General features: G+C 53.7%; 14 protein-coding genes. 3 read left to right on the top strand and 11 right to left on the bottom strand.

The features are described from left to right. Both L2097_RS06970 and L2097_RS06975 read left to right on the top strand, forming a co-directional pair. Complete coding sequence (locus L2097_RS06970; RefSeq protein WP_250352461.1) at nucleotides 1-2,982, top strand: virulence factor SrfB; 2,982 nt, start codon at nucleotides 1-3, stop codon at nucleotides 2,980-2,982. Continuing rightward, complete coding sequence (locus tag L2097_RS06975; protein ID WP_250352462.1) at nucleotides 2,979-5,150, top strand: virulence factor SrfC family protein; 2,172 nt, start codon at nucleotides 2,979-2,981, stop codon at nucleotides 5,148-5,150. Before L2097_RS06970 ends, L2097_RS06975 begins: the two co-directional genes overlap by 4 nt. A 60-nt stretch (nucleotides 5,151-5,210) precedes the next feature. On the opposite strand, the gene L2097_RS06980 is transcribed toward L2097_RS06975, so the two are convergent. From L2097_RS06980 to L2097_RS06995, 4 genes are all read right to left on the bottom strand, one after another. After that, nucleotides 5,211-5,384, bottom strand: coding sequence for a GhoT/OrtT family toxin (locus L2097_RS06980; RefSeq protein ID WP_071845872.1), 174 nt, complete (start codon nucleotides 5,382-5,384; stop codon nucleotides 5,211-5,213). Nucleotides 5,385-5,488: 104 nt separating this feature from the next. After that, the gene (locus L2097_RS06985; RefSeq protein WP_071845873.1) at nucleotides 5,489-5,662 is read right to left on the bottom strand and encodes a GhoT/OrtT family toxin; all 174 of its coding nucleotides are present in this window, start codon (nucleotides 5,660-5,662) and stop codon (nucleotides 5,489-5,491) included. 181 nt (nucleotides 5,663-5,843) lie between these two features. Continuing rightward, the gene (locus L2097_RS06990) at nucleotides 5,844-6,101 is read right to left on the bottom strand and encodes a zinc ribbon domain-containing protein (protein WP_047370391.1); all 258 of its coding nucleotides are present in this window, start codon (nucleotides 6,099-6,101) and stop codon (nucleotides 5,844-5,846) included. Between the two features lie 128 nt (nucleotides 6,102-6,229). Further along, nucleotides 6,230-6,526, bottom strand: a complete 297-nt coding sequence (locus tag L2097_RS06995; protein WP_502799293.1) for a hypothetical protein — start codon at nucleotides 6,524-6,526, stop codon at nucleotides 6,230-6,232. A gap of 307 nt (nucleotides 6,527-6,833) precedes the next feature. On the opposite strand from L2097_RS06995, the gene L2097_RS07000 reads away from it, so the two are divergent. Next, nucleotides 6,834-7,274, top strand: coding sequence for an ECs1072 family phage-associated protein (locus tag L2097_RS07000; protein ID WP_047370393.1), 441 nt, complete (start codon nucleotides 6,834-6,836; stop codon nucleotides 7,272-7,274). A gap of 189 nt (nucleotides 7,275-7,463) precedes the next feature. Here the strand turns inward: L2097_RS07000 and L2097_RS07005 are convergent, their stop codons facing one another. From L2097_RS07005 to L2097_RS07035, 7 genes are all read right to left on the bottom strand, one after another. Further along, a complete protein-coding gene (locus L2097_RS07005; RefSeq protein WP_047370394.1) occupies nucleotides 7,464-7,694 on the bottom strand; it encodes a hypothetical protein in 231 nt (76 codons plus the stop codon). 314 nt (nucleotides 7,695-8,008) lie between these two features. Beyond that, nucleotides 8,009-9,433, bottom strand: a complete 1,425-nt coding sequence (gene patD / locus L2097_RS07010) for an aminobutyraldehyde dehydrogenase (protein WP_142518595.1) — start codon at nucleotides 9,431-9,433, stop codon at nucleotides 8,009-8,011. 25 nt (nucleotides 9,434-9,458) lie between these two features. Further along, nucleotides 9,459-10,265, bottom strand: coding sequence for an ABC transporter permease (locus L2097_RS07015; RefSeq protein ID WP_142518596.1), 807 nt, complete (start codon nucleotides 10,263-10,265; stop codon nucleotides 9,459-9,461). Then, on the bottom strand, nucleotides 10,255-11,196 hold the full coding sequence (locus L2097_RS07020) for an ABC transporter permease (RefSeq protein ID WP_250352463.1): 942 nt from the start codon (nucleotides 11,194-11,196) through the stop codon (nucleotides 10,255-10,257). The genes L2097_RS07015 and L2097_RS07020 overlap by 11 nt, the downstream gene beginning before the upstream one ends. Further along, entirely contained in the window at nucleotides 11,196-12,209 is a 1,014-nt protein-coding gene (locus L2097_RS07025; protein ID WP_250352464.1) for an ABC transporter ATP-binding protein, read from the bottom strand. Before L2097_RS07025 ends, L2097_RS07020 begins: the two co-directional genes overlap by 1 nt. 17 nt (nucleotides 12,210-12,226) lie before the next feature. Beyond that, on the bottom strand, nucleotides 12,227-13,369 hold the full coding sequence (ydcS, locus tag L2097_RS07030) for a putative ABC transporter substrate-binding protein YdcS (RefSeq protein WP_229220536.1): 1,143 nt from the start codon (nucleotides 13,367-13,369) through the stop codon (nucleotides 12,227-12,229). Nucleotides 13,370-13,716: 347 nt separating this feature from the next. Beyond that, nucleotides 13,717-15,126: an aminotransferase-like domain-containing protein gene (locus tag L2097_RS07035; protein ID WP_047370400.1), complete on the bottom strand. Its 1,410-nt coding sequence runs from the start codon at nucleotides 15,124-15,126 to the stop codon at nucleotides 13,717-13,719. Nucleotides 15,127-15,244 lie beyond the last annotated feature (118 nt).

The following is a 15,244-nucleotide window of genomic DNA, read 5'->3' on the forward strand; positions in this document are numbered from 1 at the left end:
ATGCTGGTTAATCTTTGTGATTACAAACAGAGCGTCACGCTTATCGCCAACAGTGGCGTCCAGTTTCTTGATTTTGGCCTGACGCCGCAGGAGTCAGCGCAAAGCGGTCGCTTTGTTCGCAAAACGGCGAATGGTCCGTTGTTACGTCTGGATTACGATCTGGTCAATGAGCGCTATACCCTTCCGGCGCAAAATGGCGGCCTGCCCGAGGTGGTCAAACCGGAAAGCACCCAGTCGCTTCACGCGTCGCTGGCGGTGCTCGACGGCGTATGGCTGCCTGTCCCTTTCTTACGCTTTAACCCGCCGCGCACCTTTGTCGAAGGGCCAGAAAACTGGGCGCGGGTACAGATTCGTAAACTGAGTGAACCCGATGGCGCCGGGAATACCCATCGCGTTACGCTGGCCCTCGACAGCCAGATCAACGGTAATTCCCCGTCAGCACTGGCACCGCAAGAGAACGATATCCTTAACGGGACACGCTTCGCACTGGCCTGGCGCGATGACGAAGTGGCGGATTTTCTCGATCAGACCTGGGTAGATGGCTGGCTACGGGAAGCGTTTCTGCAGTCCATCAATCAGGAAGAGCAGCGCAGTGAACGTGAAATCAACCAGGCTTTGCGTAGCTTTGAATATCAGGCGCACTGGCTGAATTTGCTGACCCTTCTGGGAACGCAGATTCTGGTGCCTGAGGTAAAAATTGTCACCCATACGCTGAGCACCCCGGCTATCCCGGTGGATTTAATTCTCGATGTTGGCAACACCCACACATGTGGCGTAATCATTGAAGATCATGGCGATGCCAACGATGGCCTGCGTCAAACCGCCGAGCTTCAGGTGCGCTCTTTAAGCGAACCCCAGTTTCTCAATGAACCCCTGTTCACCAGCCGTCTTGAGTTTTCTGAAGCGCGCTTTGGCAAACAGCATTTCTCGGTAGAAAGCGGCCGCGAAGACGCCTTTATCTGGCCTTCTATCGTGCGCGTTGGCGACGAAGCGCGCAAACTGGCGATGCAGCGGCTGGGTACCGAAGGCAACAGCGGCATTTCCAGCCCGCGCCGTTACCTCTGGGATGAAACCCCGGTATTGCAGGACTGGCGTTTTAGCCAGATGAACAGCAAAACGCAGCGCGAACCCCTGGCGACCGCGTTTCCGCTGATGAACCTCATGAATGATGAAGGCCAGCCGCTCTATTCCCTGCCAGTTGATGAGCGTCTGCCCGTCTTTTCGCCACAATACAGTCGCAGCACATTGATGACGCATATGCTGTGCGAGCTACTGGCACAGGCGCTCGGGCAAATTAATAGTGTCGCCACTCGTTTACGTCTGGGTTTTCCCGCCTCGCCGCGACAGTTGCGCACGATCATTCTGACCCTGCCGTCGGCGATGCCGAAGCAGGAGCGCGAAATTTTCCGCCGCCGGATGTTCGAAGCCATTGCGCTGGTCTGGAAAGCCATGGGCTGGCATCCGCAAGATGATGACTTTGCTAATCGTAAACAGCAGGAAAAAAGCGTGGTACCGGTTCCCCATATCCAGATGGAGTGGGACGAAGCCAGTTGCGGACAACTCGTCTGGCTGTATAACGAGGCCATTTCCCGCTATGCCGGGCAAACCGAAACGTTTTTTGCTTCCATGGCCCGCCCCGATCGGGTCGAAGCCCCGGGCGCGCGTCCGGGACGCTCGCTGCGCGTCGCCTCGGTAGATATCGGCGGTGGCACAACCGATATGGCGATTACCCATTATCAGCTTGATGATGGTACCGGCAGTAACGTTAAGATCACCCCGCAGTTGCTGTTCCGTGAAGGGTTTAAAGTCGCCGGTGATGATGTGCTGCTTGACGTCATTCAGCGCTGCGTACTGCCTGCGATGCAAACCCAGTTGCAAAAAGCCGGTATTACGGATGCTGCGTCGTTGCTGGCAACCCTGTTTGGCGATTCCGGGCGTATTGATACACAGGCCGTTTTGCGCCAACAAACCACCCTGCAACTGTTTATGCCCATTGGCCATGCCATTCTGGCGGCGTGGGAAGAGAGTGACATCAACGACCCGCTTGCCGGACTGCATGCCACTTTCGGCGAACTGTTGACCCAGTTGCCAACGCGCAACGTGATGAATTACCTAAAGCAGGCCATCGACCACGCGCTGCCTGCCGGCTCGCCGGAGTTTGATGTGCTGAATGTTCCGGTGCAGGTCAATTTCCGTGAATTGCAGGAGGCCATGCTCGCCGGGCAATTTACCCTGGCCTCACCGCTGCATGCGGTGTGCGAGGCTATCAGCCATTACTGCTGTGATGTGTTACTGATTACCGGACGCCCGGGTTGTCTACCGGGAGTGCAGGCGTTGATTCGCCATTTACAGCCGGTACCGGTTAACCGCATGGTCTGGCTTGATAAATATCGCGTACACGAATGGTATCCGTTCAGCCAGCAAGGCAAAATCGGCAACCCGAAATCTACCGCTGCGGTAGGGGCCATGCTGTGTAGCCTGGCGCTGGATCTGCGTCTGCCGCGTTTCAACTTTAAAGCGGCAGACATCGGCGCGTACTCAACCGTGCGCTATCTCGGCGTGCTGGATAACGTCGTCAACACCCTGCGTGACGAGAACATCTGGTATCACGATATTGATCTGGATAAACCAGGCGCCAAACTGGATGCCCGTCTGCATTTCCCGCTGCGCGGCAATGTCACGCTCGGCTTTCGTCAACTGGCGAATGCCCGCTGGCCTGCCACTCCGCTTTATACCCTGAGCATCAACTCTTCTGAACTGGCGAAGACCATCGCTGGCGACGGGGTGTTGAATGTGCGGTTGCAGTTTAGCGGCGGTAACAAACACCACGGTCCGGAATCGTTTATTCTGAGCGAAGCCTGGCTGCAGGATGGTACGCCGGTTCCGGCCGATGCGTTAACCTTCAAATTGAATACGCTGGCCGATCGCCGCCACAGCGGTAGCCATTACTGGATCGACAGCGGGAGTGTGTATCTGAAATGAGTGCAAGCATGACCACGACCCAGGCGATCGGTGCATGGATAAATGACAACCGTCAGATTTCGCCGTTGCTGGATGATGACGCGGACGCGCTACTGGCGCGCTTAACGGCGCTAACGGCACAGGAAACCGCGCTGGAAAACGCCGCGAAAATGCCCTGCACCGTTGGGCTGTTTGGCCACTCGCAGGCCGCCAAAGCCCATTTACTTGCCGCCCTGTGCGACAGTGGCAACGGCCGCCTGCATGTCTTGCTGGGCGAGAAGACGCTGGACTATTTCAGCCATCTCAACCCCGGCCATATGTTGACCAGCATGGCACTGCGCTTTAGCCGTGAGAACCCGCATGTCGACGACAATTTTCCCCTGCGTTTACGCCTGATCAGCGAAGCGGAACTGGTGCAGGTCTTTATTGCGCACGCGCAGGCCATGCCGGAGTTGCGTGTCGTCGACAAAACGGTCATTGAAAGCCGTCTGGCAAAATGGCGTGCACTGCGTCAGCCAAACCCGGTACCAGGCATTAGCGCGGAAGATGTGGGGGCCATTGCCCGTTTCTGGCGTTCGGTCGTACCGTCATCACAACAGCATATGGATGACGCGTTGTGGTATCAGTTCGCCTGTCTTCTGCCATCGCTGGACTTGAGCGCTCGCGCCAGCGCCTGGGCGCTTTTGTGGGGGGAGCAGCAGGAGTTAACGCAGCAGTGGCTGTCGCTGGCGCATACGCTGCACCAGACCGGTAACGCCGGGGAACTGGCTGCGCCATTGAGTCTGTTAGTCGATAACTTCGCCCTGCCGACAGAAGGTTTTCTCACCCCGCCAGAACAGGACAGTGAAGCCTTTGCCGGTGAGGTGGTGGTGCATCCATGGTCAGAAGAGCAATTACAAAATGCGGTCAGCATCCCTGTCTCGACGCTGGCGCTGTTAACCAAAGAACTGGTGCTCCCGGTTGAGAACAGTGCGCTCAAGGGTGTGGATATTCTGGATATCCCCACCCCGGCGCCGCAGGAGGGGCATCCGCTATGGAACAGTAAATGCCGTTGGTTGCTTGAGAGCTATCGTCAGCAATTACAGCCGGATGTCTTACTGATTTGCAATGCCACAGCGCATCGCTCAACCACGACGGCAACGGCCAAAGCGCTACTCAACTGGGTGAAGGAGACGCAGTCCGGTCATGAGACAGCGCTGCCTGGCCTGGTCTGGACCATCACCCCGCACGATGCCCGTTTTACCAGCGGCCAGAATCTCGACGAAATGGTGCAACAACTGGTCGGAAAACCTGGCCAGCACTGGGGCACGTTGCAGGCGCTGGATGCCAGCAGTTTACAACGGGTTCTTGAGTGGCTGGCCCAGGCGACCGCCCCGGCGCTGCGTCAGCATCGCTTTAAATCCCTACGCGAACGTCATCAACTGGCGTTGCGCGATCTGATGCAGGCCTGGCTTATCGCACCGGCTAAAGAGAACGCCGCTCAGCGTACCCGTGCAGAAGCGGTGGTGCGTGAACTGCAAACCCATGCGGCGCGTCATGGCGAATTGCTGGAAGGTCTTTTGCCGGACATGCAGCAATTTGATTCTCTGTGGAAGGTGCAGCAACCGCGCGAAGAGCAAGTCAGCGGTTTGTTTAATGAAGCCATCGATCTCTTTGGTGAGGCGGCTGAGAGCAGCGAGCAGGCCCAGGTCGCCCGCGATGCTGGTCAACAGGCGCATGCTATGTGGATCAATCACTTACGTCAGTGGAGCCGTAATGATGATAACGCCGCCCGTTTGGGCCTCTCATCTGCCACGGTGCGTCAGATGGCGGAAATCATCATTATCAGCAGCTACCGACTGAATATGCCGGAGCAGTTGCAGAAGATTATGCAGCGCGATACCGCGTCTGCGGCGCAGCTCTATGCCGCCATAGGTAATTTTGTCGCCTGGTTAGGCTATGCCGATGTCCCGGAAGCCCAGCGCCCTGCCAGCCGCGTACAAAAAGGCAGTACCGTGTTCGCCTCGACAAATTCTGGCTCGACGGAACGCTTAACGCGCTTAGGTGAGCAACCTGTTCACGCTGCAACACGCTATGTTTACGACTGGCTTGTCGCCCTGTATACCCGCTCAGTGGAAAATATGGGCTATAGCCACCCGCATGATGTTTCTCCCGCCGCACGTAAGAAACTCAAAACGCTGCTGCCATAAAAAAGACCCGGCCACCGTAAACGGTGCGTCGGGCCTTATTGCTTCTCCACGCTCAGTACATTAGATAAATGAGAATACCAGGGCAACCGGGAAACTGATTGGCCATGTTGCCCCGACTAAGCATGCGCTGAGCGTTTTGATACGGCGAGTCTCTTTGGATAAAAACCAGGTCACTACACCGGTCAGTAGCGCCATGACGGCATAAAACATCAACATTTTAGTGAACATATCCATCGTCCGCCTCCTTTCCATGGAAAACATACGCAGACTATGTTGCACATTTTTTACGTTTTATTTTGTCTCACCGGTCACGCCTTGCGTCACCCTTTAACAAAAGATCAAAATAGCGACACCAGTAACGCTACCGGAAAGCTCATCGGCCACGTCGAACCCACCAGAAAAGCACTCAGAAAACGAATCCGTTTACGATCGCTGGATAAAAACCAGGTAATAACTGCGCAAAGTAGCGCCATGATTGCGTAAAAAACCAGCATTTTTTGATAAAGCGACATAGCCACACTAACCCTGTGATAACAAAACGGGCGCAATATGCAGCTTTTATTGATATTTATCAAGTTTTTTCACTTATCGTGCGATTTGCTGCAAGGAGGAAATTGATATGCACAGGTTTTGCGAACGGGTAATGCCTCACCCACATGATTGCTTCAACAGGTTATGTAGCAATAATTTTTATTAAGAATGCGTTTGAAGTTCTCTGGCGATGGTCGTCGATCCAGCGCTTGCGGCAGTCTGTCGTGCCTTTAAGGAATCAAGTGCGGTATGGATCATTTCACTCGCTCTGATTTTTGCATGAGCAACAATCTTTTCGTCCGCAATGCTGGCATGGCAATGAGGGCAGAATGTTACCCCCCTCGCCTTGTCTTTGGCGATAGCTGCCAAATCTTCGATAATCACGGTTTTTCCGCATTTATCGCATGCAAATTCGAACATTGTAACGTCCTGATGATCTCACTGGCGCCACTATATAGCCGCGAGAGTAAACGGCATTAAAACGTGCTGAACATCGGGATGGCGTGTTTACGTGGTCGGTCACAAAATGGACGCTGTTGCACAGCCCTCTACTGTTTATGTTCTTCACGCCACGCTTTGATCATCTGCGGTGTCACTTCACTGGCATAACAGATGGGATCATAGCCGCCCGGTTTGCTCCAGGCGCTACGCTTACCGCAGCTACTGCCGTTTCTGGCCTGATTGAACGGACAGGCACAAGGTCCCGGATACGCTGCAATCGATTCCTCAATCACCTTTTGTTTAACCTGTGCGTCACTCAATACCTGAGTTTTAGCCAGACTGCCTTCGATACTCAGCACACTGGTTACTGTCAGCACGATCAACATCCACGGGGTGAATTTCATTTAGGCTTCTCAGTAAGGAGAGAATAAGCTTTAAATGTAGGACGGGGCATTCATGACAATATTGATCGCAGGCAATATCCCCGTTTATTCTTCAGTCTGCTTAATCATTCGCAATCTATTTTTCTTTATAGATTTAATTTAAGTTATTTATAAATCATAAGATTAAACTTAACATCAGGCTGATGTAAAAAAACAGCACAGGATAACGTCGTTTTTGCCATAAATTCATCTGTTGCTTGCTTTGGCGAATGGCTGATTTCTCTGGTATTGTCACAGGGCCGTAAATAATTCTTACAGGGTAACAGCAATGCAAAAGTTTGACGATCTATGGCAAGCCATCGAGACCAGAGTGTGTGAAAACAATGACATAACGCACGAAGAACTGACGAACGAAACGACTGCCAGGGGGGCCGCCGCGAAGCAACGCGTCGCACACATTTTTACCCTGGAAGTTCTGCTGTCTCGTCATCGGGAGAAGTATGCCAGCCCTTATGTTGCGCTGGCCGGGGAAGAAGCTCTGTGGCATCTTATTTTCAAGCGTACTGGCTGGAAACCCTTTGAAATTAAACAGCTGTCATTCAGCGACGCGATGTTTGTAATCGCTGAACTGTTTCGTGATGAAAACCTGCCTGCGGATGTGCGAGGAATTTTGCGCGCTAATGGATTACGCGACCAGTCTTATTCGCTATATGATTTCTCAGAAAAAGACTGGGCCCCACGGGATAATGAAAACATCCTCAAACGATAGCCTGCAAACTATTAGAATATTAAGGGCCTGCGCGCCCTTTTTTATTTCGCGCTGCCACTATTTAATACGTACACACCGATCACTGTATTCGGGAACAAGTTCTGTTTCGCATAGCCTGCTAAGGTTTAGCATTTAGCACTATTAACAACCGCTATTATCAGTAAATTGCCCAATTAGCAGGCGTCATTTTCAGGCAGATAAATGAAAATACGGCTCAACCATTGCGCCATTTAACGCAGGTTCATAACGGGCGAAATGAAGCTCCTCACCCTCGCAAAAATAGGTTTCTATAGGAAGCGTCAGGCCGGATAAGCCTTCCGGTGTCTGATTTACAGCCCAGGTGATGGTTGTGTCGTTATCATTAACCGTCAAATATTCAGGGATACCGCCAGGTAGCAGCACCACAACTACTTTACTCATTATGTGTCCCCCAGAGAACGAAAATGCGACATTATCAATGGCGGGATGTGACGATAATTTGTCGCACTCATTAAATTAGTGTGACATCCCCTGCCTTGATATGTCAGATAATATGTTTTGTAGGATTATTTTATTATGGGCCCTGCTACGCGGGTAAGGCGCGTAAAACATAATCAGGAATATACCATCTTTACATTTTTTGACACACTAGAAATTATAAAGCGTGAGAATTACCGCAATTATTCTGTACCTATGAAGAAATTGTTACAGAAACGGTAACGCTCACGCTCACACTACATTCAGTTGTTGAAGGCTCAGTGTTTGATCATCACGTGGCGAACCACCGTGTAATCCTCCAGCCCGTATATCGACATATCTTTGCCGTATCCCGAGAGTTTTTGTCCACCATGAGGCATTTCGCTGACAAGCATAAAATGGGTATTCACCCAGGTGCAGCCATATTGCAGACGCGCACTCAGGCGGTGCGCGCGACCCACATCTTTGGTCCACACCGACGATGCCAGACCATATTGTGAATCATTGGCCCAGCCCAGCACCTGTTCTTCATCGTCGAAGACTGTCACGCTGACGACCGGACCAAAGACTTCGCGCTGCACTATCGCATCGTCCTGTCTGGCTCCAGCCAGCAGCGTGGGCTGGTAGTAGAACCCTGCCCCCTCGCGTTTGTTGCCACCCGTGACCACACGGATATGGCTTAATGCTTTGGCCTCTTCCACCGCGTTGCTGACGCGGGCTAAATGGGCTTCGGAACTCAGTGGCCCCAGCTCGGTGGTTTCATCATCCGGCGCCCCCATTTTCAGGCTAGCCACCGCGGCACCCAGTTTCTCAACCAGCGCATCGTAAACCCCTTGTTGGGCATAAATGCGGCAGGCGGCGGTACAATCCTGCCCGGCGTTGTAAAAACCAAAGGTACGGACCCCTTCGACAACCGCATCCAGATCGGCGTCATCAAACACAATCACCGGCGCTTTGCCGCCCAACTCCATATGGGTACGTTTAATCGAAGACGCCGTGTGGCCGATAATGTGCTCACCGGTGGCAATAGACCCCGTCAGCGAGACCATACGCACTTTTTCATGGCCGGTCAGCGGATCACCCACGGTTTTCCCCCGACCGAACAGCACATTCAGTACTCCTGGCGGGAAAATATCCTGCGCCAGCTCACCAAGTTTCAACGCTGTTAGCGGCGTGATTTCTGATGGTTTAATGACCACACAGTTACCTGCCGCGAGCGCAGGGCCCAGCTTCCAGGCCGCCATCATCAACGGGTAGTTCCACGGCGCGATAGAGGCCACAACGCCAACCGGATCGCGGCGAATCATCGAGGTGTGCCCTTCCAGATACTCCCCGGCGGCCAGTCCGTTCAGGCAACGCGCGGCGCCTGCGAAGAAGCGAAAGACATCCGCGACCGCCGGAATTTCATCGCTCAGCACACAGTGCAAGGGTTTACCACAGTTCAGCGATTCAAGCATCGCAAAGGTTTCGGCATTATCTTCAATCACCTGCGCCAGCTGCAGCAGGCACTCAGCGCGCGCTTTTGGCGTGGTCTGTCCCCAGGTTTTGAAGGCCTCATCGGCTGCCTTCACCGCTGCGTCCACCTGCGCAGGCGAGGCTTCGGCAATCTCCAGCAACACCTCGCCGGTGGCCGGGTTAAACACGGCCTGTTTTTCGCCTTCGCCGTCGACCAGTGCTCCATTGATAAATAATTGATGTTGCATAGCGCTATCCTTTCAGAGTTGTCAGTTATTTGCCGCTTCCGGCTACGGTTTCACCGTCACGGGTTAGCCACCAGGCACCCAAAATCGGGAGGGTCGTTACCAGCATGACCAGCAGCGCCACCACATTGGTTACCGGCACATCACGCGGGCGCCCCAGTTGATTTAACAACCAGAGCGGCAACGTGCGTTCATGCCCTGCGGTAAAGGTCGTGACGATGATTTCGTCAAACGACAATGCAAACGCCAGCATCCCCCCGGCCAGCAGCGCCGAACCGAGATTGGGCAACACCACATAGCGAAACGTCTGCCATGAGGTGGCACCTAAATCCATTGAGGCTTCAACCAGACTCCACGACGTGCGACGGAATCGGGCTATCACGTTGTTGAAAACCACCACCACGCAAAACGTGGCATGACCGACAACAATGGTGAAAAAACCCGGTTCCAGATCCACCGTTTTAAACGCCGTTAACAGCGCCAGGCCGGTAATAATGCCGGGCAAGGCGATCGGCAGCAGCAGCAACAGTGAGATGGCGTTCCGGCCAAAGAACTCACTGCGCCAGAGAGCCATTGCAGCAAGCGTGCCAAGGATTAAAGCAATAAAAGTCGCCAGTGCCGCGATCTGCAGTGACAGTGTCACGGCATCCAGGATATCGCCCCGCGCCGCCGCTACGCTAAACCAGCGCAGCGTAAAGCCCTGCGGGGGAAAACTAAACGCGGCATCCTCGGTATTAAAAGCATAGATGGCGATTATCAATAACGGGAAATGGAGAAAGATAACCCCACCCCAGGCGGCAATTTTGAGAAATAACGGTGCGCGGTCAGAGTGCATCGAACGCTCCCAAACGTTTCACGAACGCCAGATAAAGGGCAATCAATACAATGGGGACCAGCGTAAAGGCTGCCGCCATTGGCATGTTGCCGATCGCCCCTTGTTGCGAATAGACCATGTTGCCGATAAAGAACCCCGGCGGCCCCACCAGTTGCGGCACAATGAAATCACCCAGCGTCAGGGAGAACGTAAAGATAGAACCGGCGGCAACGCCCGGAATAGCCAGCGGCAACACCACGTGGCGAAAGGTCTGCCGGGGATGAGCGCCAAGATCCGCTGAGGCCTGTAAGAGCGACGGCGGCAATCGCTCCAGCGCGGCCTGAATCGGCAGAATCATAAACGGCAGCCAGATGTAGACAAAGACCATAAAACGCCCCAGCCCCGAGGTCGACAGGGTATTACCACCGATACCGGGCAGTGTCAGCAGCGCGCCGAGTAGGGGCTCCAGCCCCATATGGCCGAGAAACCACTGGGCAACGCCGTCTTTCGCCAGCAGTAGCGTCCAGGCGTAAGCTTTGACGATGTAGCTCGCCCACATGGGCAGCATCACGGCAATATAGAAAAACGCTTTCCATTTACCGCTGGTGTATTTCGCCATATACCACGCCATCGGAAAGGCCAGCATAGCGCTTGCCAGCGTCACGGCGACCGCCATGGTGAGCGTACGCAAGATGATGTCGTAATTGGCGGGATTAAACAGCGCCTGCAGGTTAGCCAGAGTGAAATCCGGCGTCACCGACATCGTGAAATCATCAAAGGTATAGAAGCCTTGCCATAGCAGCGTCAGCAGCGACCCCAGATAAACAATGCCGAACCACATCAGTGGCCCCAGCAACAGCAGGAACAACCCCAGCGCCGGTTTGCGCCAGAACAGGCCACTCAGGCGGCTACCTGGTTTACGCTGCGATGAACGGGACAGACTCATCTCCATCACCCCGCTCCCCGTAACGGCACCATCGCCTCTCTTGACCACGAAGCCAGCACCGTTTGCCCCGGTGCCAGCGTATCTGGCAATAACGCATCGGACATGTTCGCCTGGCTGACCAGCAGTTTTTCACCGTCGCTAAGTTTCAGTTCGAAACGAGTGGCGGCCCCCTGATACTGTACTGCCTGCACCACCCCCTGTACCTGAATGTCTCCCGGCTGGTTAAGGCGAATATGCTCTGGCCGCAATGAGAAAATGCCGTTCATCGCACACAACGCACCCGCCCGCCTGTCGTCGAAAACATTAGACGTGCCGACAAAGCCCGCCACGAACGGCGTGCGTGGGCGCAGATAGAGTTCCCGCGGTGTATCAACCTGCTCAATTTTGCCATTGTTGAACACCGCCACCCGGTCGGACATCGAGAGCGCTTCGCCCTGATCGTGAGTGACGAAAATAAAGGTGATCCCCAGATCCTGCTGCAGCTTTTTCAGCTCGAACTGCATCTGTTCGCGCAATTTCAAATCCAGCGCCCCCAGCGGTTCATCAAGGAGTAAAACCCGAGGCTGATTGACCAGCGCCCGGGCGATAGCCACACGCTGGCGCTGACCGCCGGAAAGTTGCGATGGCTTACGGGTGTGAACAAAATCCAGCGCCACCTTTTCCAGCGCCTGGCGTGCGCTGGCATGGCGTATTTTTTTGTCCACGCCTTTGACCATCAGACCATACGCCACGTTATCGAGGATCGACATGTGGGGAAACAATGCGTAATCCTGGAAAACGGTGTTGACGTCACGTTCCCAGGGAGGCAATTCGCTGGCCTCACGACCAAAAATACGAATAGCCCCACCGCTCAGTTGTTCAAAACCGGCGATAAGACGCAGGCAGGTAGTTTTGCCGGAGCCAGAGGGCCCCAGCATGGAGAAAAATTCCCCGTCGTTTACCGCCAGACTGACGCCGTCGACGGCACGAACATCACTATACAGACGTGAGACATTTTCAAATTCAACAGCATAGGTCATACATCACTCCTGACCGATTAACGTCCACCCATAATGGCGATGTAATCCTGCGTCCAGCGGCTATAAGGGACATATTTTCCTCCCTCGGCAACGGGTGTTTTCCAGAACGCAATCTTGTCAAAGAAGCTGTAACCGTTCGTTTCGCAGCCTTTTTCACCCAGTAAATCACTGGCTTTGCAGCCTTGCGGCACCACCGGCAGTGAACCAAACCAGGCGGCGACATCCCCCTGTACTTTCGGCGTCAGCGACCAGTTCATCCATTTGTAGGCGCAATTGGGGTGTTTCGCCTGCGCGTGCAGCATGGTGGTATCCGCCCAGCCCGTTACCCCCTCTTTCGGGAAAACGGTGGCGATCGGCTGGTTTTCCCCTTTCAGGGCGTTTGCCTGATATGGCCAGGCACTGGACGCCACAACGCCTTCGTTTTTGAAGTCGCTCATCTGAACCGTGGTGTCATGCCAGTAACGGTGGATTAACTGATGCTGATCGCGCAGGACTTTCAGTACAGCCTGATACTGCGCTTCGGTTAACTGGTAGGGATCCTCAATGCCAAGCTGCGGCTGAGTGGCTTTGACAAACAGCGCGGCATCGGCGATATAAATCGGCCCGTCATAGGCCTGTACGCGACCTTTATTGGTTTTGCCATCCGGCAGATTTTGCTGCACAAAAACGACTGACCAGCTATCTGGCGGCGTCGGGAACGTTTTGGTGTTATACATCAGCAGGTTAGGTCCCCACTGATACGGTGTACCGTAAACGTTGCCGCCGACGTTAAACCATTCGCCTTTCTCTATACGTGGATCCAGGGTTTTCCAGTTCGGGATCAGCGCGGTATTAATAGGCTGCACGCGTTTGCCCATAATCAGGCGCAGCGAGGCATCGCCGGACGCGGTCACCAGGTCATAGCCCCCTTTGGCCATCAGGCTGACCATCTCATCGGACGTTGCTGCCGTTTTCACGTTTACCGCACAGCCCGTCTCTTTTTCAAACTGGCTAACCCAGTCATATTGCTTATCCGTCTGGCCACGTTCGATGTAACCCGGCCAGGCGATAATATCCAGGCGACCTTCTCCTTTCCCTACTTCCGTCGGCTCGGCGGCGTGTGCTGTCATGATGGTCATGCCCAGTGCGCACAGGCAGCTCGGGGCAAATTTCTTGCTCATATGTTTTACTCCTGTCGTAATGAAAATGAGCGGCCGCCTTGCCGTAAAAATATCTCCTGATTTAAAGGTAGACGGAGCGCCGTAAGGCTGAATCCCGCCAATAAGAAATTTCGCCAGGTTGTGACATACAGCGCATTACATTAATTGCAGAAATGCTCTCTGTGTATCTTCTGGAGTATAGACAAGGAGTTAGCAGATAAAGGTTAATTTATGTTCCCATTCGCATTTCGTATGAATGCCTGATGGGCAAGTACAGAAAATAATGACCTCTGCGGCTGAAATTTCCGCAGAGATATTTTTAAATTGAGAAAACTTTATTCAGAAAATAAGAACAACAGGGTCCTTTTTTATTTCATCATTTCGCGAATGATTTTGCCGAGCAGTATAACGCCGCGTTCTTCACGCTCGCCCCATTGCCAGGAGGCATTAAAGCGAAAGAACGGCGTAGGCTCTCTGGAGGTTGAGAACATTTTCCCCGGCGCAATGCTGACCTGATGAGCCAGTGCGCGCTGGCTTAACTCCCCGGCATCCAGTTCCGGCGGTAACTCCAGCCATAAAAAATAACCGCTGTCGCTGCGATGGATCTTCACCTCGCCGGGCAGATGGCGCACCAACGCCTGCCATGCCTGGTGCTTGCGTTCCGCCAGGGCGCGGCGCAGACGGCGCAGATGCGCATCATAACGTTGGGTGCCGAGGTAATCGACCAGCGCCATTTGCATCGGCGAACTGGTGGATAAGGTGCTCATTAGCTGTAACTGCTGGATCCGACGGGCATGTTTCCCGGCAGCGACCCAGCCGATACGAAACCCGGCGACCAGACATTTTGAAAAAGAGGAGCAATGCAGCGTCATGTCCTGAGTGTCCCAGGCTTTCGCGGGCAACGGTTTTTCCCGCCCGTAATAGAGCTCGCTGTAGACGTCGTCTTCAATTAAGGTCACGTTGTGCTGCATCAGCAACGCCACCAGTTGTGCTTTTTTTTCTGCGCTCAGGGTAAAGCCGAGCGGATTCTGGCTGTTGGGCATCAGCCAGCAGGCTTTTACCGGATAGCTCTTTAGCGCCTGTTCCAGCGCCTGGAGATCAATGCCATCATTTATATCTGTCGGCACCGACAGCGCTTTTAAACGCAGGCGCTCAAGTGCCTGTAGCGCGCCATAAAAGCAGGGATTTTCAACAATCACCCAGTCACCGGGCTCTGTTACAGCCTGCAAACTCAGATTTAACGCCTCCAGTGCGCCAGCGGTAATCACAATTTCATCCGGTGAAATGGTCATTCCCTGCTGGGCGTAACGACGGGCGATGGCATGACGCAGCCCGGAATTTCCCGGCGGCAGGTTTTCAATAATGCTGACGGCGGTCGCGCTTTTACTGACATTCGCTAATGAGCGATTCAGTTGTTGCAGCGGAAACAGGCGCGGATCCGGAAAGGCCGAACCAAATGGCAATATCGAGGCATCGCGGCTGGCCTGTAAAATATCAAAAATATAGGTATTGATATCCACCGCTTCATCTTGCTTTAACGTGGCAGGTGGTAATGTTTGCGGACGGTGAGAACGTGGCGCCACATAATAGCCTGACTGAGGCCGGGCGGTGATATAGCCCTGGTTTTCCAGCAGCTGATAAGCATGACCAACCGTCATAAAACTCAGACCACTGCTGGTTACCTGTTCGCGCAACGAAGGCAGCCTGTCGCCGGGTCGCCAGACGCCCAGCTCAATTTGCGAAATAATTTGCTGCGCCAGGCGCTGGTATTTTTTCATTGCTCTCTCCTTCCTTGCTTTTATTCTATATCAGCGCACCTAAAAAGCACATTTTTACCAACTGTTATAGATAAATTTGTCTCTTCTGTTTCTGATAATCATGCCCGCCGCTCTTTAC

This window comes from Citrobacter sp. MNAZ 1397 (genome assembly GCF_023613995.1).
GTDB lineage: Bacteria > Pseudomonadota > Gammaproteobacteria > Enterobacterales > Enterobacteriaceae > Phytobacter > Phytobacter ursingii.